This window comes from Niabella sp., assembly GCF_030150205.1.
Taxonomy (GTDB): domain Bacteria; phylum Bacteroidota; class Bacteroidia; order Chitinophagales; family Chitinophagaceae; genus Niabella.
On the sequence record NZ_JASLGT010000001.1, the window covers coordinates 15,323 to 39,905 of the forward strand.

Consider the following 24,583-nt stretch of genomic DNA (forward strand, 5'->3'; position numbering starts at 1 on the left):
TTTTTGCAGCTACTATCTGCCGTTGCTTTACCGGCCTGTTACGGAAGGTATGGGCATGCCCACCGGGTGCTCTGCCTTAAAATCGAGCCCCAGCAGCTTGGCCATTGTTTGGGCAAACTGATCCTGGTAAAGCTGCATTTTTGTTTTAACAGCACCGGTGGCCGGCGTGTCGGGTCCTATTACTGCCAGCCAGGTATTGTTCGATCCGGCGGCGGATGTACCATGGCTTACCCAGTCTTTACCGCTTCCGCGGCCGTGATCCGGACAAATCACAAAAGTGGTTTTGTTCCGGTAAAAGGGATCCCGCTGCATCGCATTCCACAAACTGCCAATCATCTGGTCGATATAATGCGCAGCGTCCAGGTAAAAATCATAACGGCCGGAATGAGCCAGCACATCCGGATCACCGAAATCGATATATACCACACGTGGGTGGCGGGCCAGGATATAACTCTTCGCAATGGCATAGGTATTCATATCCCACCGTTCTTCATCGCCATAATATTTGGGCAGGTAGTCCTGCAGCTCGTTGGCCAGTTCCTGCGCTTCCGTAAGCTTGCCGCTCTCCACTTTTTCGTATGGGTTGATCAGTGGCAGATGATTCCGGTGGCGGTTCACAATACGATCCACCGCATCCCAGCTGGCAAACACCGCTACCTTTCCCTCGAAGCCTTTTTGTTTTTCTATAAACTCAAACAGGTTCGTATTCGGATTATCGGGATACCCGTTTGAATTGATCTTTGAATCATAGTACCCCGTGATCGTTTCTGCCCTTCCGGGATAGGAGAACCAGTATGCATTGCGCACGTTTACATAATTGCCCCAATCCCTGTTTCCATAAAGCTGTCCTTTGGAAGCAATGGTGTTCCAGAAAAACGGCATCAGCTTTGCGCGGCGCTCTTCGGCTGTACTGGCCCAGTATTTCGCCATAAGCGCCGCACTGTCTGTTTTACGGTATTGGCGCTTATTGGCCAGCGAACTATCCATGCCGTTAAACAATTCCTGCCAGCGGTAACCATCCACCGAAATGAATACGATGTGCTGGGTTTCGTTTTTTTGTGCTCCTGCGTTTAAAGAGGCTAGCAGGAACAGCCAGAAAATGTATCGCATAGTTGTTGTTCTTGTTACAGTAAATTATTCAGGAGGGTTACCGGTTATGTATACTGTTTCTGAAGCAAGTAATGTACTATCTGCCCTGTATGCAGCAACAGTGCCGGTGCCAGGGTTATCCCATACAACCCATATTTTCCATTCATGGGAATCGAAAACAATATGACCACCAGTAATCTCCCAAAAATCCGGTGGGTCCACATTGGGGTAATCGTCACTGGATGCTTCATAAACATGCTGGAGACTTCCGGTAGTTACATTTTCGGTTCCGATAATTGTCCAACCTTCCGTAGATACTTTTAGAATTTTATTACTTCTTGTTTTTTGAGAAGGAATAGGCGTGTGTATCCAACCTGCTCCTATAATTGTGATACAGATCAGAAAAAAGCCAGGCATTACTTGGTTACGCCAGCATTTTAAATTCATAATGGTATATTTTATTGAAGAATAACTGTGTGCCAAACTTCTGAAAGGAGTAACCAGGCTTCTGTTTATACCGGAGCCCGGTACGCTATATTCCGCTCTAATTACCACTCCACACTTTTCCATCCAGTGCCCAGGCCTGGTAATCGACCCGCATGCCCATCCAGGTCATGATGCGGAAGGAATGATCGATCAAACCGGGTGTCAATATGCGGGTATCCACTGTGGAGGGGTTTAAAATATCCGCAACAAAAGGACGGGTAGCATTACCCGTAAGCACCATATCGGCACCGGTTTTACTATAGTCTTTAATAAGTGTGCCGCTGGCATCGTCCATTTTCCAATACCCGATGAGGTTATTATAAAAAGGATGACTGGAAGTAATATCGAGGTATTGCCAATCCTTTATTACATCCGCCGGCAGCACCGTATTCCAGATGCGCACATTTGTAATATAACTGTTAATACTACCGGTACCACTACCATTATAAACCCGGGTACCATCGTCGCCCACTACCAGTGGATAAGGACCATCCACACTACTGGATGAAATAGAGGAGATATCTGCTGTTTTTGACAACACACCATCCTGGTAAGCAGATAAAAGCCCCGTGCGGTTAAAGGAAGCCGAAAGCATATGCCATTTATTATCTCCGATAATCCCGATAACGGTAAGGTCTTTTCGGGATCGCGCCTGGTTGGCCAGGTTAATGCCCCAGGTATTGGAATTATTGGTTCTGAAAATTGCCCAACCGGGGTTGGCACCACTATTCCAGTCCTTATTGCTGATAAAGGCAGGATCGCTCGTTCCCCCTGCACTTTTCACCCGGAATTCAACGGTAAAATTCTGACTGCCCAGTTTATAGGCCGGGTTGCTGGTTTGCGTATACCGGTTACCAGGATTAGAGAAATACATAAAATTCCCTTCATAGGGAAGGTTGATCAACGGACGCGGGATGGCCGTTTTTTTCAGATTGGGACTGTAATAAATACTGAATACATTCCGGTCCTGACTGGCATTGCCGCCATAGCTTCCATCCGGTTTGCCTCCGTGGGTAGAGGTAACCACAACCAACCAGTCTTCTTTTTCATAGGTATCCCGGTGTTGAAGGGTATAAATCATCTCATCAATATAGCTATCCAGGGTTTGCAATGCCGTGCGGTATTGCGTTATACCGGTACCGAAACCGTAGGTTTTCCCGACACGCTCTGCCAATGAAAAATCCACAAGCAGGAGGTCCGCATCATTGGACTTTAACCGGTTAACCGTTGAATCTTTAGCGGCAAGATCATTATCCGGCAGGTGCTGATGCTTTTCCATTTCTGCACCAAACAACCCCGTAGCCAGCAGGGGCAGCGTCGTAAACGCCACCGCCCGGAATTGTTTATCATTATCCTTTAGCCGCTTCAGAAAACTAGGATATTGTACAAAGTTGGCCGAAGCAAAGCTTTCTGTTTTTACATTGTGTTTGTTCAAACGGGTGCCCGTTACCAAGTCGGCCCAGGTAGTGCCATCATTACTGATCGTATCAATGAGCCCATAGAAACTATACACACTGTTATCCAGCATTTTTTTGATCGTTGGAAGATTGGCTTCTTCAACAGCAGCACCTACGGCGCCATCCAATACAATCAACAGGGTCTTTTTCTTTTTCAGACTGATTTGCGGAGCCCCTCCTATCCCTGTTTGATCTGCCAGCACCGGTTTATTACAGCCCTGCAACAGCGTTGCCATTATCATCAGCCCCATGCCTGCTGCCTTTATACCGAACTTTAGTTTGTTCATATGCTCAAGAATTTATATAATCCGATCAATATTTCAATTTAACGATACCCGACAGTGACTTGAGATCAAAGGCGGTAAATGCCCCTACCAGCACAAGGGAATTACGCCCGGCAAGGGGTGCCGATGCTGTTACAAACCCATTCTTAAAGCCACCGAAATTATTATACGTGGCGCTTAATTTTCCGTCGGGTTCAAGGATCGCTACCCCATCCCGCTTATACCCCTGGAACATATCAAAGAAACCGCTAACCAGTATCTTTCCATTATCCAATACCCGGGTATGCATCAGTGAGCCCACTGTGCTTTCGCCGGGGTCAAAACTGTTGTCCAGGGCTCCGGTAGCTGTAAACAACGCCACCTTTTTAGCGGGTTTACCTGCTACATTTACAAAATAGCCGGCGGCTACTACCCTGCCATCTGGCAACTGATTGATGGAAGAAACGGTATTATCCGGCCCGGTACTTACGTTAAAGGAGGGATCCAATGCGCCCAGTGTATCCAGCCGCGCCAGACGCACCGCGGCAGCACCATTGAAGGTAGTAAAAGATCCTGCAATCATCAGCTGGTCGGCACTATTGAGATACGAATCGAGAATGCTTCCGTTTACCGCAGGTTTTCCTGCAGGAAGCAGGCGGTCGTAGTTATAAGTGGTATCGATGGTAAGATCGGCATTCAGCCGGGCCAGGTAATTAATATGCAGGGTGTCTACACGTACCGAATCCCGCTTACCATCGGAAGAAAGACCTCCATAGTTTTTCCGGAACACCTGACGGAAAGAGCCGGTGAGTACAATTTTACCATCGGTTTGCCGGTGCAGGGCCGATACCGGAGCATCAAATCCGAGGGCAAACACCGGAACGGTATCCACCCGCTCAAGACCGTTGTATCGTACCAGTGCCGTATCCGGAGAACCATCCGCGTTCAGGGTAATCATATTTTGTACCCGGCCCAGAAAGCGGTTGCGATAGCTGCTAAAACTGCCGGCAACCAGGTAGCGCCCGTCCGGCAATGGCAAGGCGTCGCGCACATATCCTCCCAAAAATCCCCGGCGCGTTTTGAAACTTCGGTCTATGGAACCATCGGAGTTCAGCCGCGCCATCCCGTTCATCCCGTCGGCCTCGCCGGAATTATCATAGTCGCTGAAATTACCCACGATCACATATTTACCGTCATCCTGAAAACGGATGCCAGCCACACTTCCGCCACTGGCACCGGGGAAGGATTTAAAAGTGGCATCGATCGATACCGGGCCGCTGATCTGTTGCTGCGGACCGGGCAATACCTGCTTATTGATCGTAAGCGTGATCATGCCACTGCTGGCCCTTACCGGTACTTTTACCTCTAAGCGCGTATCGGATACCGTAAGCACTTCTGAAGGTTCCCCGTTAAACCGCACCAGCAGCTCTTCCTTTTTATATTTGGAGAAACCCGATCCATAAAGCGTTACGGTACTGCCCGGGGCACTTACAGAAGGCCGCAGGGTTTCTGTGCTCAGCTTTACATTCAGCGGTTCTTTGTCCGATCCGTAGGGATAGGTTCCCAGCGCTGTTTCTTTACGGCAGGCCCATAGCAGACAGCAGCTCAGGAAAAACAGGATATAATTCGTTTTATACATAATTGTACTTTAAATCATTTTTAAACATCACACCATTTCGGTCTGCCGCTACGGCACATTATCATTCACCACCGATTCGAAGTCGGAACCATAGGCAAAAAAGGCAGTGCCGGCCAATGCGTGCATCACGCCGTTCTTAGGTTGCAGGTTGGATGTAGCTACCGGCTCCGTAAGTGCTTTTGCCAGATCCGTAAGATTATCTCCTATAGCTGAAAGCCAGATGGTACGGGGGCCCACATCCTGTGTACCCGAATAGGCACCGTATACCACACCCATATTCATAATATAGCCGTCGTAAGATTCGATATTCTGACCGGGGTACAGTGCTGCCCTTGCAAAATCGACACGGCTGATGTCGTTCATCATGTAGCGGCCTTTAAAAATATAACGGGCTAAATACTTCCGCCAGATATCACCCGGTATATCGGAAATGCGAAGGCTGTCTTTTCCCTGCGCGTAACGATTGCCGTTCACTGCATTCATCAATAACATCAGGGAGCGGTCGGGTGGCGCAAAAAAAGTCACCGATTCATTCTGAAGCACCGACTTCATACCAGCCCGGTCAATGACCTGTACCAGTGAGTCGAACAGGAAGGGCCGCTGCTGGAGGAATTCGTATATATCTTCCTTGAAAACACCAGACTGCAAACCGGTATCTTTAAAATACTCCTTCTTGTTACATGCAGCCAGGGCCAACAGCACACATAGATAAACGATCAGTGGATTTTTTTTCATCGAACTATTATTTTTACACGATCACGATTTATAGTTTACTACAGGTTCGTTACCGTACCCAATACAGGTTGAGCACGATCTCCGGGTTATTTTGCCGGGCCTTTGCATCAATGGGCCAGGTCCAGGCTCCGCGGTCAAACTGATCCTGGGTCAAATAGGTAATGATCTGGTTGGGATCCGTTACCCGCCCGGTGCGTACAAAATCGTACCAGCGGTGGCCTTCCCCTATGAGCTCTTTTTGGCGTTCCCAGAAAACCGCATCCTTCAGATCTTCGGCCCCGGCAACAAACAGCGGCGTACCGGCCCGGGTGCGCACCGTATTTAACATACTGATGGCTTCCGTATTGTTGGTACCCAGGTTTGCCAGGGCTTCTGCCCCCAGCAACAGTACATCAGCATAACGGAAGACCATCAGGTTATCCTCAAAACTCCAGTAGCCCGTAGGATCAGCCACATTGATCTGTTTTAAGAACATAAAGGTTTGGTTATTGCTATAAGGCAGGTAGAACCAGGTATCTCTTCTTTTATCGGGCAGGCTTGGCGGATAAATACGTTCCATTAATGGCCGTACAAAATATAAGTCACTGTTTGCTCCATAGTCCACAATCGGTGAATGCGTCATCCATTGTCCCAGGTTTACGTACAGGGATGTATTGCCATAATTGCGGTTGAGCTCAAACTCAAAAATACTTTCCTTGGTCTTTCCTTTAAAAATGCGCTTGGTTTCCTCAATGGGTAATAATTCAAAGGCTCCGCTGTTTTTTACAGCCTGGCACTTTTCTGCCGCATCCTTCCAGTATTTTGCCTGGTTGGCCTTATCAAAACCCGCCAGCCACATATTCATATGTGCAATTAAGGTGTATACCGATCCCCTGCAGGCGCGCACGCCCAGGTCGGATGGGTTGGTGGCCGTCCAGTTAAGGTCATCCTTCACCGCATCCAGCTCTGCAATCAATGTATTAAAAATGGTAATAAAAGAAGTACGGGGTCTGGGCGTTTTATCGTAGGGCAGGGTATAAAAAGGTACATCGCCATACAACCGGCAGATATAAAAATAGGTAAAGGCCCGTACAAATTTTACTTCTGCAACATACCGTTTTTTTTCCGCTTCGGTAAGCGTTTTCATTTTCTCAATTTCCGAAAGCGTGATGTTGCAATTGGCAATGGATTCGAAATAAGGCCCCCAATCATCAATATCGTTCAGATGATATCGTTCCGGTACACCCAGGTTGGTGGTATTGGAGAGATCGTTTTGCGACAGGGTATAAAAACCCTGGCCCAGCTGACCCGAAGCAATACTGCCCGCGATACCGCCGCAACGCATATCGCCTACGGCGGGAATCACCGGCGAGTTAAAATCATTGAACTTCTGGAACAGGAATCCGTAACAATTGATCACCGCTGCTTCTACATCTTCCCGGGTTTTCCAGAAAGAGTTCGATCCGGTACGGTCTGCCGGCTCCACATTCAAAAACTTCTTGCAGGATGCAGCGGCCGATACCAGTAACAGCAGGAATAATAATTGATGCAACCTCTTCATGTATCTATCATTTATTTTTTTACAATTCAGTTTTAGAACTCCACATTCATCCCGATGGTATAAGCCCGGGTATTGGGATAATTACCCAGGTAATCACGCCCCAGGCTGTTTACCGTTTCTGGATTGGGGCCCGAGTAGCGGGATATCAGGAAGGGATTTTTTATGGTCACATACAGCCTTGCATTCCGAAGTTTCAGCATGTTGGTAAGCCAGGTTTTATTGAAATTATAACCAAGGGTGGCACTGTTGAATTTTACATAGGAGCCATCCTCTTCAAACAGGCTTTGTCCGTCTCTTAAAGATTCCGTACCGGTGTTCACCAGGAAAGGATTGGGATACCGGGCATTGGTATGTCCCAGCCGGTAATAATCCACGTCGCTGATATCTACAAACGTAGCCGGTGCATCTACAACACCATCCCCGTTTTCATCCTTCAATTCAAGCGGATCCTGGTAATTGCGCAACCGTTGAGAAAGTGCGTTATTGCGCAGGGTACGTTTCATCAGCAGCGATCCGCTTACGGTAAGGTTAAAGTTTTTATACATCAGCATACCGCCAAAGCCCCCGGTAAACACCGGTTCAAAGCTGCCGCCTACCTGCAGATCGTTTCCATCAATTACATAGTTACCATCCACATCTTTAAAGTGGATATCGCCTGCCTGAAAATAGGAACTGCTATACCCATTGCGCAATCCCAGACCGGTTACGGGGTCTACCGGCACCTCTTTGTTGGCCGCAAACACCCCCTGCGATATCAGCAGGTAGTTGTTTTGTCCCGCGCCTACACGGGCAATAACCGAATTATTATCGCTGTACCAAACCAGGGCATTCCCCGGCAAACGGCGTACGATCTGCTTGATGGCCGATCCGTTTACATATACGTTCCAGTTAAAATCTTTTCCGGGACGGGCGGGCCGAAAGGTGAGCGAAACCTCAAGTCCTCTGTTTGTAAGGGCTGCATCATTGGAAAATGTTTTTTGAAAACCCGTTGCATCGGCCAGCGGGGTTTCATAAATCAGGTCATCAATATTCTTTTCGTACAGGTTAAAAGAAAGGCCGATCCTGTTGGCAAACAAATAGAAATCGCCCCCCAGGTTCTTGGTTTCCACGCGCTCCGGCCGCAGATCGGGGTTGGGCAGGTATCCCAATATTGGTCCGATGCGCACTACATTGTTATAGGCGCCTCTTACGCCAAACTGTCCCTGAGAAGCATAAATATTTGATGTGGGGCGCAGATTGATCCCATAGGTAAAACGCAGATCGGCTGCAGTTACCCATTTTACGTTTTCCATAAACCGCTCCTTCTCGATATTCCAGCGCAAGCCCATGGAGGGATTCCGTGCCCAGCGGTTATTAGCTCCTGCGTAAGAGCTTCCGTCCTGCCGGTAGCTAAAATCGATCACATATTTTTTCATGAAGTTGTATTGCAGGTTTGCGGCTGCCGCAATGGTATGCGTGGTTTTGTATTCATTGGTACCCGGGCCGCTGTTGTATTGTACTCCGGCGTAGTTAGAGTACCAGGAGTTGTAGCCAAAAGGTCCCCAGTAAGAATCGTTGGGACCATTGCGGTTTTCGATCACATAACCAGTACTGTTATCTACTGTTAACTCACTGAATACAGAGGCATAAATGGTATGCTTATCATGATACGTTTCGGTGTAGTTGATCTGGCTGCGATTATACAAACTGGAACGGCGTGCCGAAAAACCATAGAGACGGGTGCGATTGGCATCTGCAGCAGCCGGTTTAAAAAAGTCTTCACTGTCCATAGTATAATCGTAACTGGTATTGGAACTCAGCCGCACATTCTTTATGACCTCATAGGACGCGTCTACAAAAGAGCGGAAATTATGTGTTTTTGCATCATTGGTACTATAGATGGCACCGGAAAACTGGGACACATCGAGGAAAAAGGAAGGCCCGGGCAGCAATGAGGATGCCACATTGGATCCGGCCCCTACTTCAGTAAGCCCGTTGCCGCTGCCCTTGAGTTTGTTACCAATGGCCGCAAAAACCTGTGCATTGATCCTGAACTTTTCGTTGGGATTGAAACCTAAGCTCATGGTAGCGGCATAGCGATCAAAGCCGGTATTCCGGATCACGCCCCTTTCAGAATAATAGTTCACATTGGCTTTATAATTCAGTGCCTGATCCCCGCCGGCAACGGAAACGTTGTGCGAATGATTGTAGGTAGGTGTGTAATAAATCCCCTGCCAGTTGGTTGCGTTGTTATAAAAAGGATTGAGACTATCTGAAATAAAGGGCTGTTTGTTGATCTGGTAGATATATCCGTAATCACCATTATTATACACCGTATTCACCCGCAGCAACCGTTCTTCCTGGCCCCCGATGGTATTCCGCAGCGGCGGCACGGTATTCATAAAGTAATTGCCTACATAAGTGATGATGGGTATTTTTGATTTTCCCTTTTTGGTGGTGATTACAATTACCCCGTTAGCTCCGCGTGAGCCATAGAGTGATGCAGCCTGGGCATCGAGCATTACATCCACGGTTTCGATATCTTCTACAGGAATGAGGGAAAGCGGGCTGGTACCGGGGCCAATGGATTGAAAACCATATTCAAAACCGGCATCGGCATCAATGGGCACCCCGTCTACAATGTACAGGGGTGAGTTGGCATTTACGTAGGCATTATCGCCGCTGCCGGTAGCTCCGATACTGGAAAGCCCCCGTATGGTAGCCGCGCCCCTGAAGCCCGGGGCTCCGGTATTCATCTGCACATTCAGCCCTGCCACCCGGCCCTGCATCAGCTCCTCCAGGTTGGCCGAAGGAATGTCTTTGATATCATCTGCCGTAATACGCGTAATGGCGCCGGTAATCGTTTCCTTTTGCTTGCGCTGATACCCCACTACCACCACCTGGTTCATATCACTGGAGGATCGTTCCAACTCAAACAAAAGGGTATCTGAAGCTGCCTTCCGGGCTGTAAGAAACCCGGCATAAGACACTTCGATTTCTTCTCCCGGTTTAAGCTGTACACTAAAATTACCCAGCTGATCGGTGGTAATGAGCGCTTTCAGTGGCCGACCCTTCCAGGCGGTAATAGTGGCGCCACTTAAGGGTTCTTTGTTGTCTGCAGCGATTACCCTGCCCGAGGCTTTTATGGTTTGACCATGTAACCGGCCAAGCCCTAAAATGCCAAGCAGGAACAAGCAGGCCATGGATCTGTGTATCGTTCCGTTCATATCTTTTGTTGTTCGCAGTTATTAATCGTTCTCAAACTTCAGGTTCTTTTTGAAATGAAAGACAATCTCCCAGTCTCCCGGTTCGTATATGGAAAAATTAAGACCAAACACGCCATTGCGCAGGGTATTGCCAAAACCCCTGCGGGGATACTCAAATAATATTTTGGCCAGTCCGCCCGAAGCATACTTGGTGGTAATGGGCGTAAGCGGTATAGGATAGGCAGCATCATACTTCACATAGCTGCTTGTCATTTGCATATTGAACCCGTGCACCAGTTCCGTCCACCTGGTATTGCTGAATTTGGCGGGGTTAATCGGCAGCGAATCCTGATTTAAGAAACGGAATGTAAGCGAACTGCCGTTTCCTGTTTTCCTGAAATACACCGCAGCCATATAGGGTTGCAGGATGCTATCGGTGGTATAATAGAGATTGGTGGCAGTGGTTAACCGTACCTGTTTGGGAACCGTAATTGAAGTCGTATTCCCCGGCGGATAGGTTTGAAAATTTTCGGTAAGCGGTTTACGCGTTTCTTTATTGTACTCAAAAGGTTCGTAGGGTATTTCCTTATACGGAATCAGTTTCTGGTTAGCAAACAATTTACTGGCGCCGGTATTATTAGACACATTAATATCAAAAAGATAGAGGGAATCTGTATCCGGTTTTCCATGAATCACTGCAGAAGAAGCCGCTGCAAAAACCAGGTCGCCGGAGCCGGGACGGATGGTAAAATAAGGCTTTTGCACCTGCTGCCGCTTGGCCTCAATTTCAGCCAGGGAAGTTTCCAGGCCGGTATAGCGTTCTATCCAGTCCTTTACCGTAACAAGGGCTGTAAGCTCCGGAGCAGGTGCACCGTTGGCCCGCCGCAGGTTCTGCAACTCAAAGTTGAGGAGATAGCTGGATTTATCCGCGTTGAACTGCGTTAGCACAAGAAGGTTTCTACCTAAAACGGGGGTATAAGTATCGGTAGCAAAACTAACCCTGGGGCTGAGATACGCTGTTACAGGCGGTGTCTTTTTACACCCGGCAACCATTGCCAGTACCAGTACAGCACTTAAAAGATAATTGCGTTTTTTGTTCATGCCCATTAGTTTTTATTGAGTTTTACTTCTTCTATAATGATGCGGGAACCGGCCGGCGAACTGGTTCGGTCGTACTGATAATCGAGGTATAATGTAAATTTGTTGCGGTCAAAATAGCTGGGACCATGTTTTTTAAGTGTAGGGTCTGCCTGGGCCGTTGCAGGTACGATGGCCGTTACACTGTCCCGGCTGTCGAGGGTGATCTTTATTTTATACAGGGGATCGCCAATATAATCGGCCCCGTCCATGATCACTTCATTGGCCGAAACGGCCGTTACCCGTTTCCCGTTCCTTAAGGCTGCTGTAGCCAGCGGTCCCCAGGCGCGATTGGTTTCATTGGGAAAATACAGGGTACCGGAAGAATAGTAATAATAGTCGCTCCAGTAATTCTGGCGTTCTGCGGCACGGATATGAAAGGTTCCAAAACCAAAAATATGGCCCGGTTCCAGCACATGTGCCACGCCATTGGAAAGCCGGATATCGGTAGTGCTGGTGCGGCTGCTGGACCAGTCTTCCTCCCATTTAGAGCTATAGGTGAAGCTGTACTTCAACACCTGGCTGCCACCATAGGCCACGCCTTCTGCATTGGTGGTTCGCTGCGCTACGTTGATGCTGCGGTCGCCCACGGTACGCAGGTATAAGCCATCCCTGTTTTCAGCAATGGCGCCGGCCGTCCAGCTCCCTCTTACCATATAATATTCCAGCAACTGACGCAATGAAGAGCTATCAATGTCTTTAAGCCCCACCGGCGCAAGCCCCTGTCCGCTGCGGCGGTTGTTGTAATTTACCAGGGCACTCCTGATGCTGGCATCTGAAGGAATAAAGAAGGTCACATTCTGGGAAGCAAGGGTATCTTTTAAGCCCGACCGGTTAATAATAAAAAGCAGTGAATCGAAACCCTGTCCCTGCCGCTGCAGGTACTCATATACATTATATGGAAGTTTACTGCCCCCGGGCTCATCATTCCTGTAGGCATTATCCTTTTTGCAGGACAGGCTCATCACAACCGACAGCAGGCAGAGGATGTAATAATATTTTGCCGTATTCATTGTTATTAAGATTGAATATTATTTCCAGTAACTGTTTTGTTGAACGGCCGTATTATTGGCCAGTGTATTTTTAGAAAGGGGCCACAACGCTGCTCCCTGCGCTATTTGATCCTTCGACAAACCAGCATACAGGTGGGCCTGACGGTTACGAACCAGGTCAAACCAACGCTGCCCCTCTCCCAGCAATTCCCGCTGCCGCTCTTTTAAAATAGCATTGAGCAGACTGCCGCCTGTCTGCAGGTTGAATTCGGCAAGTCCGCGCCGGGTACGTACGGCATTCAGGTACACCACTGCATTGTTCAGATCATTGAGATAATACAGGGCTTCGGCTCTTAACAATACAATATCTTCATAGCGGGTAACAACAATGGCCGACTGAAAATTATTAAACAAGGGCTGCTGGGTAAATGTGCGGGCTTTTATTTTACTGAACATGGGCACAGGGTTGGTAAAGTTCTGAAAATACCCACCGCTTACCACTCCCGCCGGGCTGATGGCAAAACGCTGGTCATTGGGCTCATTAAAGATCTGCAATACAGAATCGGCCGGTACATATACATCCGGAACGGTTTTATCAATCAGCGGCGCGCTCAGCGTCCAGTCTTCGAGGTGCCCCTTTGCCGAAGATTCCTGGTAGCGCGCATCTGCGGTAAGGGAAAAAATAACGCCGTTGCCCAATGCGCTGAATACGCCTCCGGTTTCGGCAGTAAGCGTGGATGCGGATGTAAATGAATACTTCCCAAGGCTTGTATTTTCATATACCAATCTTGCATTGGACTCACAGGAAGCATAGTCGCCCCTCCAGGCATATAGGTGTGCCAGCATGGCATAACAGGCCGCCTTGGAGGCAATGCAGGAAAGCCAGAAGCTACCCGCCTGGTCGTAATAGATGCCGATCTGCTCCGGCTGGCTGCCGTCATAATTCCACGGAAGGTTTGCTGATGCTGCGATGAATTCCTGCTCTACAAAATCCAGTATTTTTGATTGCGGATCCCTGGCGCGACCTGAGAAATTGCCATCCACCACATCTGCAATCAACGGTGCATCGCCCCAGATACGTACAATGTAGAAGTAAGCCAGGGCCCGTAGAAAGCGCACCGAAGCCATATCCACCTTCATATTTTGTTCGTTGTAACGGAAATCTTTTTCAAGCACCTGTGGCAGTTTTTGCAGGCAAAGATTGGCCTGTGCGATAACGGCATAAAAGCGGCGCCAATCCTTCCACTCTTCCAGGGTGGCGAAATTAGCATTAAGCTGCTGTGTGGTTACGGCACTGATGTCGGCGCGACTGGAGGCTCTGAAATTGCCGGCCCTTAGTTCTCCATAAGCAAAAAATGCATTTTCATTCGCCAGGGCGGCACGCATTAATCCATAGGTGGCAAAAACCCCCGAGCGGGCATCATTGCGTTGCTGCCACATATTATTTTCAGGCACCTGATGGCGCGAAGGCAGATCCAGTTCCTTTCCGCAGCGCACGAAAAGAACGGTCAAAAAAAGCCATAGAATATTGTACGGTCTCATAAAAGTCTTATTTTATTAAAGGTCTAACTGCAGGCCAAGGGAAAAGCTCCGGGGAAAGGGGATGCCATAGCCGTCATCATACCCCATATAGTTAGAAAGCTCGGGGTCCCGGCCGGTATAAGGCGTCACCGTAAACAGGTTATTGGCCGTGATATAGGCCTTCATGGATGTAATTTTTGCTTTCTTTACCCAGGCCAGGTCTTTCATACTATAGGAAAGCATGACCGATTTCAGTTTCAGGAAATCGGCTTTTTCCAAAAACAGCGTCTGGTCCCGCTGGTAAGGCTGCACCAGGCTCCAGGGATTGTACAGCGGATATTTTTCGCGATCGGGTATTTGGGTCCAGAAGGTAACTTCTTTTACGCCGCTCATGCTCCCCGATACTTCCCGGTTCGCAAAATCAAACCGGTTGGCCACCGCTTCGTTTACCAGGTATTTGCCCAGGGCAAATGCCGTAAGCAGGTTCAGTTCCCAGTTCTTGTAATTAAAAGACTGGTTAAAAGCACCGCTGATCTTAGGATACATATTACCCCGGAATATGCGGTCGTTATCATCCACAACAAAATCACCGTTCATATCCTTCCAGCGGGGGTCTCCTCTTTTTACAGTAACACCATAATAGGTTAAGCGCTGATTGGTAGAAGGATTTACAGGTACGGCTGCATCGGTTTCATAAATGCCTTCGTTTTCAAGTAACCAGAATGCATCTACCCGCTGCCCCTTTTGCAGGCGGCGGCCATCGGATTGAATGCTGTTTAATCCATCCGGCAGGGCGGTAATGCGGTTATTGTTCCAATGCAGTAACAGCTCCGGGCTCCATTTAAAACTGCCCGTTCCAAAATAACTTCCGATGCTGGCTTCCACACCGGTGTTCTTTACTGCCAATCCATTTTTATATTCCTTTGTAAAGCCATACTCCGTAGGTACCGGCACCGGAGCTACCATATTTTTATCGTTCCGTAAATAATAGGTAGCTGCAACATTCCATTTTTCAGCCAGGCCTAATTCAAATCCAACCGTGGCCTGATCTGCGTAGGCCCATCCGATGCCCCAGCCGGTATATCCCCGGCTAAACGGAAGCGTAAGTGTAGGCATCGATCCGTAAGAAGGAATGAATGGCGCTCCGTTGTAACCATTATCTACCGTGTATACCGGTCCATATCCATAACTGTCGTTATCAAACACGCGGCCGGTACGACCAATGCCTGCTTTAATTTTTAACAGGGAAAATGCCGGAGCCAGGTGCAGTTCGTTTTTAAGATCCCAGGCAAGGGCCAATGAAGGAGAAGTAAACCACCAGTAACCATTTTGAAAATAGGAAGATCCTTCCCTGCTTACCGCAGCGGTAAGTTCATACCGGTTCTTTAGCATAAAGTTGGCACGTCCTGAAAAGGAAACCAGGTTATGATTCAGATAATCCTTAAAGGCAAATACCGTTCCGTTCTGGAAAGAAGGTGTGGAACCGCCGGCAATGATCTTTACAAAATCGGACCCGCCACGGTATCCTTTAATATAATCATACTTACGGCGGTCCCATTGTGCCCCGGCGCCACCGGTAAGTTGCAATACCATATCTGCACCCAAATCGGGTTTATAGCTGATTTCGTTTTTCCAGGCCGACCGTTTATCAAGCCCTATAAAATAGGACGCAAAATTATTACCATCATTCACTGTTGTTGGAAAATACAGGTCCCGGTTGTTATCATGATAGTTCATCAGGAACGAGCTGCTGAGATTCCAGTTTTTCAGCTGGTAGGCTGCTTTGATCATCCCTGCAAGGAAATGATCCTGGTTTTTATCGAAGGACCAGCGGTCGAGTAAGGAATAATAACCGGACAAATAATCTTTATTGGGTGAAAGCGGAGCAGCGAGCGTAGGAAGATATTCCTGTTCGGCAAAGCGCTCGCGCAGGAAGGTATTGCGGCTCCGGTCGGTAAGTCCCAGCTGTATTTGTGTCGTAATCGTAAGATCATCAAAGGGCATCATACCGATGGCCGTTGAAACATTATACCGGTCTACACCTGTATTACGCATCACGCCGTTCTCCCGTACATTCCCCAATCCCAACCTGAAATAAGCCCGCTCCGTGCCTCCGGAAATAGCCGCATTAACGGAATGTTGCCAGGCATTCTGATAATAAAGATCATCCCAGTTGGCAGCACCATAATATACCGTGTTGGAGGAGTCAGCTAAATAAGCAGGAAAGGCTGCCAGCTGCTGCTGCGTGGCATAGGCGTCGTAAAAAGGTTTTCTGAAATCGCGCTCGTAACGACCGTTTGCCGTTTTAATATCATAGGGCTTTAATGAAACGCCGCCGTACAGGTTTACGTTAATGCGATATTTCCCGGGGATGGGTTTCCGGCTGCGGATCAACACAACCCCATCAATACCCTGCACACCATAAGCTGCAATCGCTGCCGGATCCTTCAGCACTTCTATCGATTCAATATCATTGATGTTCAGCATCGTGGTAATATCTGTTTCGGATCCGATCCGCTCGTAATCATACTGCTTGATCCCAAACGGAAATGCATGATTTTGTATCAGCGGTATACCGTCTACCACATATAAGGGCGTTAAGGAATAAAGCGCGCTTTGTTTGGTAACCGGGCCGTGCAACCCTCTTACCAGCAGCCACGCAGGAATACCGGGCTCAGACGATTTGCGCAGTGTTGTAACACCCGCCACTTTTGCATCCATTAATACCGGCAACGTACTTGCGGGCAGGTAATGCAGCAGGTCTACAGGCGGACTGTTCAGGCCACGAAATACAGTGTCCCTTATCACTGCCTGCGGTTTCGCTATGCTGCTATCCTGTGCTGCAAGGCGGCAGGTTACGGATATAAGGAGCACAGCAAAAAATAGTCTGATGATTTTTTTTTCACACATATCAGTTCGGGTTAAGTCTGGTTCTCGTCCTGGCTTTTTTTTGGCAATCGTTATTCAACCACAGGGTTAAATTCAAATGCTAATTTAATAACATTTTCCAAATAAGACATTTTTTTTTCTTAATAGGAAAAATTTATTTTTATTTTTACCTCCATTATGTGGCGATACGCTCCCAAAACTTAAAAGAAACAGATCAAATAAAATGCCCGGAGATTTCAGGCTTTTTCCACTAACTTGCCGCCCGCGAGCCAGGGTCATCCGGAAATCCACTCCGATCAGGGGGCATTATTACCTACCTCTAATTATTAACGAAAAATGGAAACAGCTGAAAACAAAACCAACCGGCCCAGGAATACATTGAATTATCACCGGATCGGTCAAATCATCCGGAAACATCGTAATCAGCAGCGATTGAAACTGATTGATCTTGCAGCCCGGACGGGTATGGGATCTGCGTTGTTATCAAAGATTGAAAACGGCCGGATGATTCCTACCATTCCTACCCTGTTCTCCATTATTCACCAATTGAATATTCCGCTGGATTCTTTTTTTTCCGAACTGGTAAAAGAAGATGATTTTCCGGGCTATCTGCATATTCCGCGTGAAAATTATCATCCTTATGTAAAAGAGGAAAAGGCAGTGGGCTTCAACTATCTTTCCATCCTGGAAGAAACGATCACGGCCGGCTCCTTCCAGATTTCATTGCTGGAGTTACTGCCCGGGGCGCGGCGCAAACCAGTAAGTACCGACGCCTACGAGTACCTGTATATTCTTAACGGACCGGTCCGGTTTCAGCTGGGCACAGCAAAGCTGCAACTCAATACCGGCGACTCGCTTTACTTTGATGGAAGGTTACCACACGTTCCGGTGAATGAAACCAAAGAGCGGCTGTGGCTCCTGGTGATCTACTTTTTTCAGTCACCCGCGGGGTCCTGATTTTCCAGGGCGCGTGCTTTAACCGCCAAAGCACAGGGAATGCAAAGACTCTGCTTAGGGCAGTTAATTAACTAGTCAGCCTTTGCAATTGATTAAATTATAAGACCTCGGCGTACGCTCAGCGTCCTCCCTTTCTCTGCGTTTTACTTTAACGCAACAGCAACCGGAAAACCCGGATCTTTACAATAAATCCAAACAGCGGTATGAGCAGAAAAAAAGCGATTGTTATCGGTGCCGGTATTGCAGGACTGGCTACGGCCCGTGCATTAGCCACCCGGAACTATGCGGTAACCATTATAGAACGTTCCGGGAAGGCCGTAGGTGCATCGGTACGTAATTTTGGTATGATCTGGCCCATTGGGCAACCTGATGGGATCCTGTATGAACGCGCCTTACACTCAAAATCGATCTGGAAAGAATGCTGCCAGGAAGCCGGCATCTGGTATGAAGAAGCGGGATCCCTGCATATGGCCTATCATGAAGATGAGTGGGCCGTATTACAGGAGCTGGCCGATATCTACAGGCACCGGGGTTATCAGTTGCTTTCACCTGCTCAAACCCTTAGCCGGTCGCCGGCCGTTGTACCTGCAGGACTAAAAGGCAGCCTTTATAGCCCGGTAGAAATGATCGTGGAAGCAAGAGACGCCATTGCCGCTGTTGCCGGCTGGCTGAGCCGGAAATGGAATGTTGATTTTATCTGGGGAAAGGTGGTCACCGCCATTACGTATCCGGTCGTACACATGGGCACGGAAACCTGTGAAGCGGATGAGATCTATATCTGCAGCGGTACCGATTTTGAGACCCTGTACCCGCAACGGTTTGCAGCAGCTCCACTCACCAGGTGCAAATTACAGATGCTACGAATGCAGGAGCAACCGCAACAATGGCGCATTGGCCCCTCGCTTTGCGGAGGATTATCCCTGATGCATTACACTTCCTTCAAAGCAGCCACCACCCTGGCGTCCCTGGGTTTGCGTTACTCTCATGAATATGCCGAACACCTGAAATGGGGTATTCATGTAATGGTGTCGCAAAATGCTACAGGAGCACTTACGATCGGCGACTCTCATGAATATGGACATACCCATGATCCGTTTGACCGTCAGTTTATCAACCACCTCATTTTGGATTACCTGGCCGGTTTTGCCCGTTTTAAAGATGAAACCATTATTCAAACCTGGAGCGGCATCTATCCTAAGTTAACCAACGGCCAAACGGAATTAATACTGGAGCCGGAGCCCGGGGTTTGGATCATTAATGGCCTGGGAGGCGCGGGCATGACCCTGAGCTTCGGGCTTTGCGAGGAACTGTTCCGCCGCCGGGGAATGTAGCTGGTGAGGGCAATGGTGAATGGGCAATAGTCAATGGCCAATAGATCACAAAACGAATCTGACCTGGATCCTGAAACCAGCTTTCAGCTATCAGCAATCAGTTATCAGTTGATTAAGTCCGGGATCACAGGTCCCCCCAGTCTATATGTCCCCAAAAAACAAGGGCAATGGGCAATAGTTAATGGGCAATAGATCATCAAACATAAAACGGATCTAACCTGGAACTTTAAACGTCAAACCTGGAACCTATTTTGCCCCGGCGATTAACTGTTCCAGCACATGATATGTAATCGGGCAAAACTCACTGTTCTTCAGGGTTAGCGCCGGACGCTTGATCAATACATCTTCATCGGTATAGGGAAAGCGGGCACAGTCGGAGGGGCGCACATCATAAATCGAACAGGTATTGTCGGCATTCAGAAACGGACAGGGCGATTGTTTTACCACAAAATCGCCCTCCTCATCTACCTTCAGGTAGGTATCGATGAACACACTTTCTTTCAAACCCAAACTCCGGGCAATGCGTTTTACATCAGGAGTTTTAAAGCGGGGCGAATAGCCTTTACAGCAGTTTGCGCAGCTAAGACAATCCACCGCTTTAAAAGCCGCCTCGTTTAAGGCCGGCAATTGCTTCAGCACCTGGTTCTTATTAGCTCGCTTTAAAAACTGCTGATAGTTCTTCCGGTGCTCCTTTGCTTTTTTTTCCCAGTTCTGTAAAATATCCGCTGCCATGCTGAAACGCTGAATTTAATGATGCAAAATTAACAGATTGGTTCGGATTACCCGCGCCGTTTAACCGGGTACGGGCCAGACCGGACCGTGGGTATTTCAATGTGCAATCGTTTGAATTGTTTTCATCTGCAACATTTTGTTTTTGAAAATTTGCAATAAAACATCGGGTTTAATAAATAGATGAACGTAAACAGATTAAATAATTAAATGGTCCATAAAAAAAGCATGAACCAAAGACCATGAACGTTATTTACGCCGGAACCGGACAGACGTTGCGCAACCACTGCAAACCGTATTTTATCAGGAAATGCATGTACCTTTGCACACCTCAATGATACTTAATACCGCATAAGTTATATGAATATTTTAGACATTCAATCAACAGAATTTTTAAGACGCCATATTGGCCCGGATGAAAAAGAAACTGCAAAAATGCTGGCACAAACCGGCCTTGGCAGTCTGGATGCACTGATGGCGCAAACGGTTCCCTCGGGAATCCGGATGCAGGAGGAGCTGAACATTCCCAAACCCATGAGTGAGAATGAATACCTGCGCCATATTAAAAACGTGTCGCTGAAAAATAAAATCTTTCATAACTATATCGGACAGGGTTATTACGGCACCATTACACCGTCGGTGATCCTGCGCAATGTTTTTGAGAACCCGGGATGGTATACCCAATACACCCCTTACCAGGCAGAGATCTCGCAGGGACGGCTGGAAAGCTTGCTGAACTACCAGACCGTAGTTAGCGATCTTACCGCACTTCCCCTGGCCAATGCTTCCCTCCTGGATGAAGCAACAGCAGCAGCCGAAGCAATGGGTATGTTCTTTCATCTGAAAAACCGTTCAGAGAACATTGAGAAACCGAAATTCTTTATCGATACCGAAATCTTTCCGCAAACGAAGGATGTATTGTACACCCGTGCAGAACCATTTGGTATCGAAATCGTAGAGGGCGACTATAAAACTACCGCCATCACCGAAGCTTTTTTTGGTGCCCTGGTACAATATCCCAATAATAAAGGCAGCATTGAAGATTACCGTTCTTTTATTGAAACCGTACATGCTGCAGGCGGCTATGTAGCGATGGCTACAGACCTGCTGGCATTAACGCTCTTAACGCCTCCCGGGGAACTGGGTGCAGATGTAGCAGTAGGCTCCGCTCAGCGCTTTGGGGTGCCCCTGGGTTATGGAGGTCCGCACGCGGCTTTTATGACAGCCACCGACGAGTTCAAACGCACTATTCCCGGACGCATTATCGGTATCAGTGAAGACGCCCAGGGCAACCGTGCCTTGCGGATGGCCCTGCAAACCCGGGAGCAGCATATCAAACGCGAAAAAGCTACTTCCAATATCTGTACCGCCCAGGCCCTGCTGGCCAATATGGCGGCGATGTATGCGGTATACCACGGCCCGGAAGGCCTGAAACGCATTGCGGAACGCGTGGCGATCTATACCCAGATCGTAGGAGAAGCCATTGAAGCGCGTGGCTTTAAACTGGTAAGCAACCAGTACTTTGATACCCTGGTAGTAGCAGTGAACAATATCGCTGCCATTGTAGAAAAAGCAGCGCAGCAAAAAATAAACCTGCGGCATATCGATCACCAGCATATCGGCATATCGCTGGATGAAACGGTTATCATCGAAGACCTTTACGACCTTATCAATTGTTTTGAAAATGATGCCGATCCGGTTTCCTTCTCGTTAAGCACTGATGAAGAATTACGTCATATACCGGAATCGCTTTCCCGTACCTCCGCCTACCTCACACACCCGGTATTTAATACCTATCACAGCGAAAGCAAGATGATGCGGTATATCAAGTACCTGGAGAACAAAGACCTTTCATTAAACACTTCTATGATCTCCCTGGGCAGCTGCACTATGAAGCTGAATGCGGCCACGGAAATGATCCCGCTGAGCTGGGCGCACTGGGCCAATATTCACCCCTTTGCTCCTGCCAGTCAGACTGGTGGTTACAAACAGATCGTGGATGAGCTGGGCCAGTATCTCTGTGAGATCACTGCTTTTGATGCCTGCAGCCTGCAGCCCAACAGCGGTGCACAGGGCGAGTATGCGGGTTTGTTAACTATAAAAGCATATCATGAAGCCCAGGGTAATCCCCGGCGGAATGTAATGCTGATCCCAATTTCGGCGCACGGTACCAATCCCGCATCAGCGGTAATGGCCGGCATGAAAGTGGTAGTGGTAAAAGCCCTGGAGAACGGCTATATTGATGTGGAAGACCTGAAAGCTAAGGCGGAACAATACCGCGATACCCTGTCTGGCATCATGATCACTTACCCCAGCACCTATGGTGTGTACGAAGAAACAGTAAAAGAGATCACCCGGATCATACACGAAAACGGTGGCCAGGTATATATGGACGGGGCCAATATGAATGCCCAGGTAGGACTTACAGCGCCCGGCCTCATTGGGGCAGACGTATGTCACCTTAACCTGCATAAAACCTTTGCCATTCCGCATGGCGGCGGCGGTCCCGGCATGGGCCCTATTTGTGTAAAGGAACACCTGGCGCAACATCTGCCCGGTCATGTTTCCATACACAAAGCAAAAACCATTGCGTTGAACGGCAACGGGCAAACGCCTGCAGCAGAGCCCACCGGCACACACGCAGGCGCCGTATCAGCCGCACCTTATGGGTCGGCCTCTATCCTGCTGATCTCCTATGCCTATATCCGCATGCTGGGTGCAGGCGGATTAAAAGCAGCAACGGAATACGCCATTTTAAATGCGAATTATATGCGTGCCCGGCTGGCGGAAGACTTTGATATTTTGTATACCAATGCCAATAACCTGTGCGCACACGAATTTATTGTAGACCTGCGCCCGTTTAAGAAAACGGCACAGGTAGAGGCCGAAGATGTAGCGAAAAGGCTGATGGATTACGGTTTTCATGCCCCAACGATGAGTTTCCCTGTTCCGGGTACTATTATGATTGAGCCTACGGAAAGTGAGGATAAAGCTGAACTTGACCGCTTTTGTGATGCGTTGCAGCAGATCCGGAAGGAGATTCAGAAAATAGAAACCGGCGAATGGGATGTAAAAGACAACCCGTTAAAGAATGCCCCGCATACCCAGCAAACCGTTATCAGCAGCAACTGGGCGCATAGCTATTCGAGGGAAGAAGCAGCTTATCCGCTGCCCTATGTAGCGCATAATAAGTTCTGGCCTTCCGTTGCCCGTGTAAACAATACTTTAGGCGACCGGAACCTGATCTGCACCTGCGAGCCGGTTGAGGCTTATATGGAAGCTTAAGACAGTTAACATCCGATATATAAGGGCTGTTTCAAAAATATTTGAGACAGCCCTTTTTTGTTGCGTGTTTGGTGTTCGCCACAAAGGTCCTAAGACACAAAGATGCACCAGGGTCAGGTACCTCTTAGTGTTGCTTTGGGGCTTCCCGTATTCTTTGCGTTTAAATGTTTACCGCAGACAGCAGAGATAACAGAGCGTCCAATATAACCCAACCTCTCCGCGAATCACTGCGTCCCCGCGTCTCCGCGGTTTTTATTTCACGCAACGGCGCAATGGAGCAACGACGCGGCGTTTGAAATCTTCGCCACAAATCCACTAAAGCTCGAAGATGCACTAAGGTTAAGTTCCTCTTTGTGTTTCTTTGTGTCTTTCGGTCTTTGTGGTTCTTATTTCACGCGGCGCGATGGAGCAACGGCGCGGAGGAATGCTGTATTACCTATAAAACCGGCCTTCTGCGAAAATCTGCGGAAACAATCCGCGTAAATCTGCGGGAGCAACCTACCCAAATCTGCGGGAAACAACTCCTACAGAACAAAAAGAAATCGCAAAAGCCCCATTTCAGGAACAGGGCTTCTACGATAAAAACAATTAAAAAATTCCTATTTCTTTTTTGCCGGCTTGGGGGCAATCATTGCCAACATACGGCGCCCTTCCAGCTTGGGCAGGTTCTCCAGGGTTCCGAAATCAGCCAGTCGCTCAGCAAATTTCAGCAGCAATAACTGACCGCGGTCCTGAAACTGGATGGCCCTTCCTTTAAACTGCACATATGCCTTTACCTTATTGCCATCCTTCAAAAATCCTTCGGCATGTTTTGCCTTAAAATCAAAGTCATGCTCGTCCGTATTAGGGGTAAAGCGGATCTCCTTGATTTCGGTAGCCTTGCTCTTGGCTTTCAGTTCTTTATCCTTCTTCTTCTTATCGTATAAAAACTTGTTATAGTCAATGATACGGCAAACAGGAGGATCAACCTTGGGAGAGATCTCCACCAGGTCCAGTTCCTGATCCTGGGCCATTTTCAGGGCTTCCTGGGTTGTATAAATTCCCTGCTCTACATTGTCTCCAACGAGTCTTACCTGTGGAACGCGAATAAATTGATTGATGCGGTGTTCAGCTTCCTTCTGCGGTTGAAACCGTCCTTTAAAGAAGCCTTTAGGCCTGTTGCTGTTATTGCCCCCCGGCCGGAATCCCGTGCCAGGCGGTCTGTAGGCTGGTTTTTGTGGTACTGCCATTTAACTTTTTAAATTCTCCCCGCTGCTCCGCCCGTGAAGCAACGCAAATTTTATGTTTCAAATGAGCCTTACGGGCAAGGCGAAAAAATATTTAATAACAAATATGATGAAATATTGTC

Annotated in this window: 16 protein-coding genes; 3 read left to right on the plus strand and 13 right to left on the minus strand. The window is 48.2% G+C overall.

The features are described 5' to 3' along the window. Positions 1–27: 27 nt before the first annotated feature. The 11 genes from Q1V85_RS00060 to Q1V85_RS00110 form a co-directional block, all read right to left on the minus strand. Positions 28–1,110, minus strand: a complete 1,083-nt coding sequence (locus Q1V85_RS00060; protein ID WP_300596152.1) for a hypothetical protein — start codon at positions 1,108–1,110, stop codon at positions 28–30. Between the two features lie 24 nt (positions 1,111–1,134). Next, the gene (locus Q1V85_RS00065) at positions 1,135–1,536 is read right to left on the minus strand and encodes a hypothetical protein (protein WP_300596154.1); all 402 of its coding nucleotides are present in this window, start codon (positions 1,534–1,536) and stop codon (positions 1,135–1,137) included. A gap of 97 nt (positions 1,537–1,633) precedes the next feature. Next, entirely contained in the window at positions 1,634–3,319 is a 1,686-nt protein-coding gene (locus Q1V85_RS00070; protein ID WP_300596156.1) for a LamG-like jellyroll fold domain-containing protein, read from the minus strand. A gap of 25 nt (positions 3,320–3,344) precedes the next feature. Then, on the minus strand, positions 3,345–4,934 hold the full coding sequence (locus Q1V85_RS00075) for a DUF5008 domain-containing protein (protein WP_300596158.1): 1,590 nt from the start codon (positions 4,932–4,934) through the stop codon (positions 3,345–3,347). Positions 4,935–4,982: 48 nt separating this feature from the next. Further along, positions 4,983–5,669, minus strand: coding sequence for a hypothetical protein (locus Q1V85_RS00080; protein ID WP_300596160.1), 687 nt, complete (start codon positions 5,667–5,669; stop codon positions 4,983–4,985). Between the two features lie 49 nt (positions 5,670–5,718). Then, positions 5,719–7,209, minus strand: a complete 1,491-nt coding sequence (locus Q1V85_RS00085; protein WP_300596162.1) for a RagB/SusD family nutrient uptake outer membrane protein — start codon at positions 7,207–7,209, stop codon at positions 5,719–5,721. A 32-nt stretch (positions 7,210–7,241) separates the two neighbouring features. Beyond that, the gene (locus Q1V85_RS00090; protein WP_300596164.1) at positions 7,242–10,415 is read right to left on the minus strand and encodes a SusC/RagA family TonB-linked outer membrane protein; all 3,174 of its coding nucleotides are present in this window, start codon (positions 10,413–10,415) and stop codon (positions 7,242–7,244) included. Between the two features lie 21 nt (positions 10,416–10,436). After that, positions 10,437–11,495, minus strand: a complete 1,059-nt coding sequence (locus tag Q1V85_RS00095; RefSeq protein ID WP_300596165.1) for a DUF5007 domain-containing protein — start codon at positions 11,493–11,495, stop codon at positions 10,437–10,439. Positions 11,496–11,500: 5 nt separating this feature from the next. Next, on the minus strand, positions 11,501–12,544 hold the full coding sequence (locus Q1V85_RS00100) for a fasciclin domain-containing protein (protein ID WP_300596167.1): 1,044 nt from the start codon (positions 12,542–12,544) through the stop codon (positions 11,501–11,503). An 18-nt stretch (positions 12,545–12,562) separates the two neighbouring features. Next, the gene (locus tag Q1V85_RS00105) at positions 12,563–14,065 is read right to left on the minus strand and encodes a RagB/SusD family nutrient uptake outer membrane protein (protein ID WP_300596169.1); all 1,503 of its coding nucleotides are present in this window, start codon (positions 14,063–14,065) and stop codon (positions 12,563–12,565) included. A 15-nt stretch (positions 14,066–14,080) separates the two neighbouring features. Further along, positions 14,081–16,852 carry a SusC/RagA family TonB-linked outer membrane protein gene (locus tag Q1V85_RS00110; protein ID WP_300596171.1) on the minus strand — a complete coding sequence of 924 codons (2,772 nt, stop codon included), beginning with the start codon at positions 16,850–16,852 and terminating at the stop codon, positions 14,081–14,083. 417 nt (positions 16,853–17,269) lie between these two features. On the opposite strand from Q1V85_RS00110, the gene Q1V85_RS00115 reads away from it, so the two are divergent. After that, positions 17,270–17,890: an XRE family transcriptional regulator gene (locus Q1V85_RS00115; RefSeq protein ID WP_300596173.1), complete on the plus strand. Its 621-nt coding sequence runs from the start codon at positions 17,270–17,272 to the stop codon at positions 17,888–17,890. A 203-nt stretch (positions 17,891–18,093) separates the two neighbouring features. Further along, positions 18,094–19,221: a TIGR03364 family FAD-dependent oxidoreductase gene (locus tag Q1V85_RS00120; RefSeq protein WP_300596175.1), complete on the plus strand. Its 1,128-nt coding sequence runs from the start codon at positions 18,094–18,096 to the stop codon at positions 19,219–19,221. 246 nt (positions 19,222–19,467) lie between these two features. On the opposite strand, the gene Q1V85_RS00125 is transcribed toward Q1V85_RS00120, so the two are convergent. Then, positions 19,468–19,953 carry a YkgJ family cysteine cluster protein gene (locus Q1V85_RS00125; RefSeq protein WP_300596177.1) on the minus strand — a complete coding sequence of 162 codons (486 nt, stop codon included), beginning with the start codon at positions 19,951–19,953 and terminating at the stop codon, positions 19,468–19,470. 357 nt (positions 19,954–20,310) lie between these two features. Here Q1V85_RS00125 and gcvP point away from each other — a divergent pair, with 357 nt between their 5' ends. Then, positions 20,311–23,235: an aminomethyl-transferring glycine dehydrogenase gene (gene gcvP, locus Q1V85_RS00130; RefSeq protein WP_300596179.1), complete on the plus strand. Its 2,925-nt coding sequence runs from the start codon at positions 20,311–20,313 to the stop codon at positions 23,233–23,235. A 599-nt stretch (positions 23,236–23,834) separates the two neighbouring features. Here the strand turns inward: gcvP and infC are convergent. Continuing rightward, on the minus strand, positions 23,835–24,464 hold the full coding sequence (gene infC / locus Q1V85_RS00135; protein ID WP_300596181.1) for a translation initiation factor IF-3: 630 nt from the start codon (positions 24,462–24,464) through the stop codon (positions 23,835–23,837). Between the last annotated feature and the right edge of the window lie 119 nt (positions 24,465–24,583).

Bases quoted from the DNA above. Each gene is read 5' to 3' on its own strand.
- Q1V85_RS00080 (WP_300596160.1), bottom strand. From the start codon at position 5,669: ATGAAAAAAAATCCACTGATCGTTTATCTATGTGTGCTGTTGGCCCTG.
- Q1V85_RS00060 (WP_300596152.1), bottom strand. From the start codon at position 1,110: ATGCGATACATTTTCTGGCTGTTCCTGCTAGCCTCTTTAAACGCAGGA.
- Q1V85_RS00090 (WP_300596164.1), bottom strand. From the start codon at position 10,415: ATGAACGGAACGATACACAGATCCATGGCCTGCTTGTTCCTGCTTGGC.
- Q1V85_RS00100 (WP_300596167.1), bottom strand. From the start codon at position 12,544: ATGAATACGGCAAAATATTATTACATCCTCTGCCTGCTGTCGGTTGTG.
- Q1V85_RS00075 (WP_300596158.1), bottom strand. From the start codon at position 4,934: ATGTATAAAACGAATTATATCCTGTTTTTCCTGAGCTGCTGTCTGCTA.
- Q1V85_RS00070 (WP_300596156.1), bottom strand. From the start codon at position 3,319: ATGAACAAACTAAAGTTCGGTATAAAGGCAGCAGGCATGGGGCTGATG.
- Q1V85_RS00125 (WP_300596177.1), bottom strand. From the start codon at position 19,953: ATGGCAGCGGATATTTTACAGAACTGGGAAAAAAAAGCAAAGGAGCAC.
- Q1V85_RS00065 (WP_300596154.1), bottom strand. From the start codon at position 1,536: ATGAATTTAAAATGCTGGCGTAACCAAGTAATGCCTGGCTTTTTTCTG.
- Q1V85_RS00095 (WP_300596165.1), bottom strand. From the start codon at position 11,495: ATGAACAAAAAACGCAATTATCTTTTAAGTGCTGTACTGGTACTGGCA.
- Q1V85_RS00115 (WP_300596173.1), top strand. From the start codon at position 17,270: ATGGAAACAGCTGAAAACAAAACCAACCGGCCCAGGAATACATTGAAT.
- Q1V85_RS00105 (WP_300596169.1), bottom strand. From the start codon at position 14,065: ATGAGACCGTACAATATTCTATGGCTTTTTTTGACCGTTCTTTTCGTG.
- Q1V85_RS00120 (WP_300596175.1), top strand. From the start codon at position 18,094: ATGAGCAGAAAAAAAGCGATTGTTATCGGTGCCGGTATTGCAGGACTG.
- Q1V85_RS00085 (WP_300596162.1), bottom strand. From the start codon at position 7,209: ATGAAGAGGTTGCATCAATTATTATTCCTGCTGTTACTGGTATCGGCC.
- infC (WP_300596181.1), bottom strand. From the start codon at position 24,464: ATGGCAGTACCACAAAAACCAGCCTACAGACCGCCTGGCACGGGATTC.
- gcvP (WP_300596179.1), top strand. From the start codon at position 20,311: ATGAATATTTTAGACATTCAATCAACAGAATTTTTAAGACGCCATATT.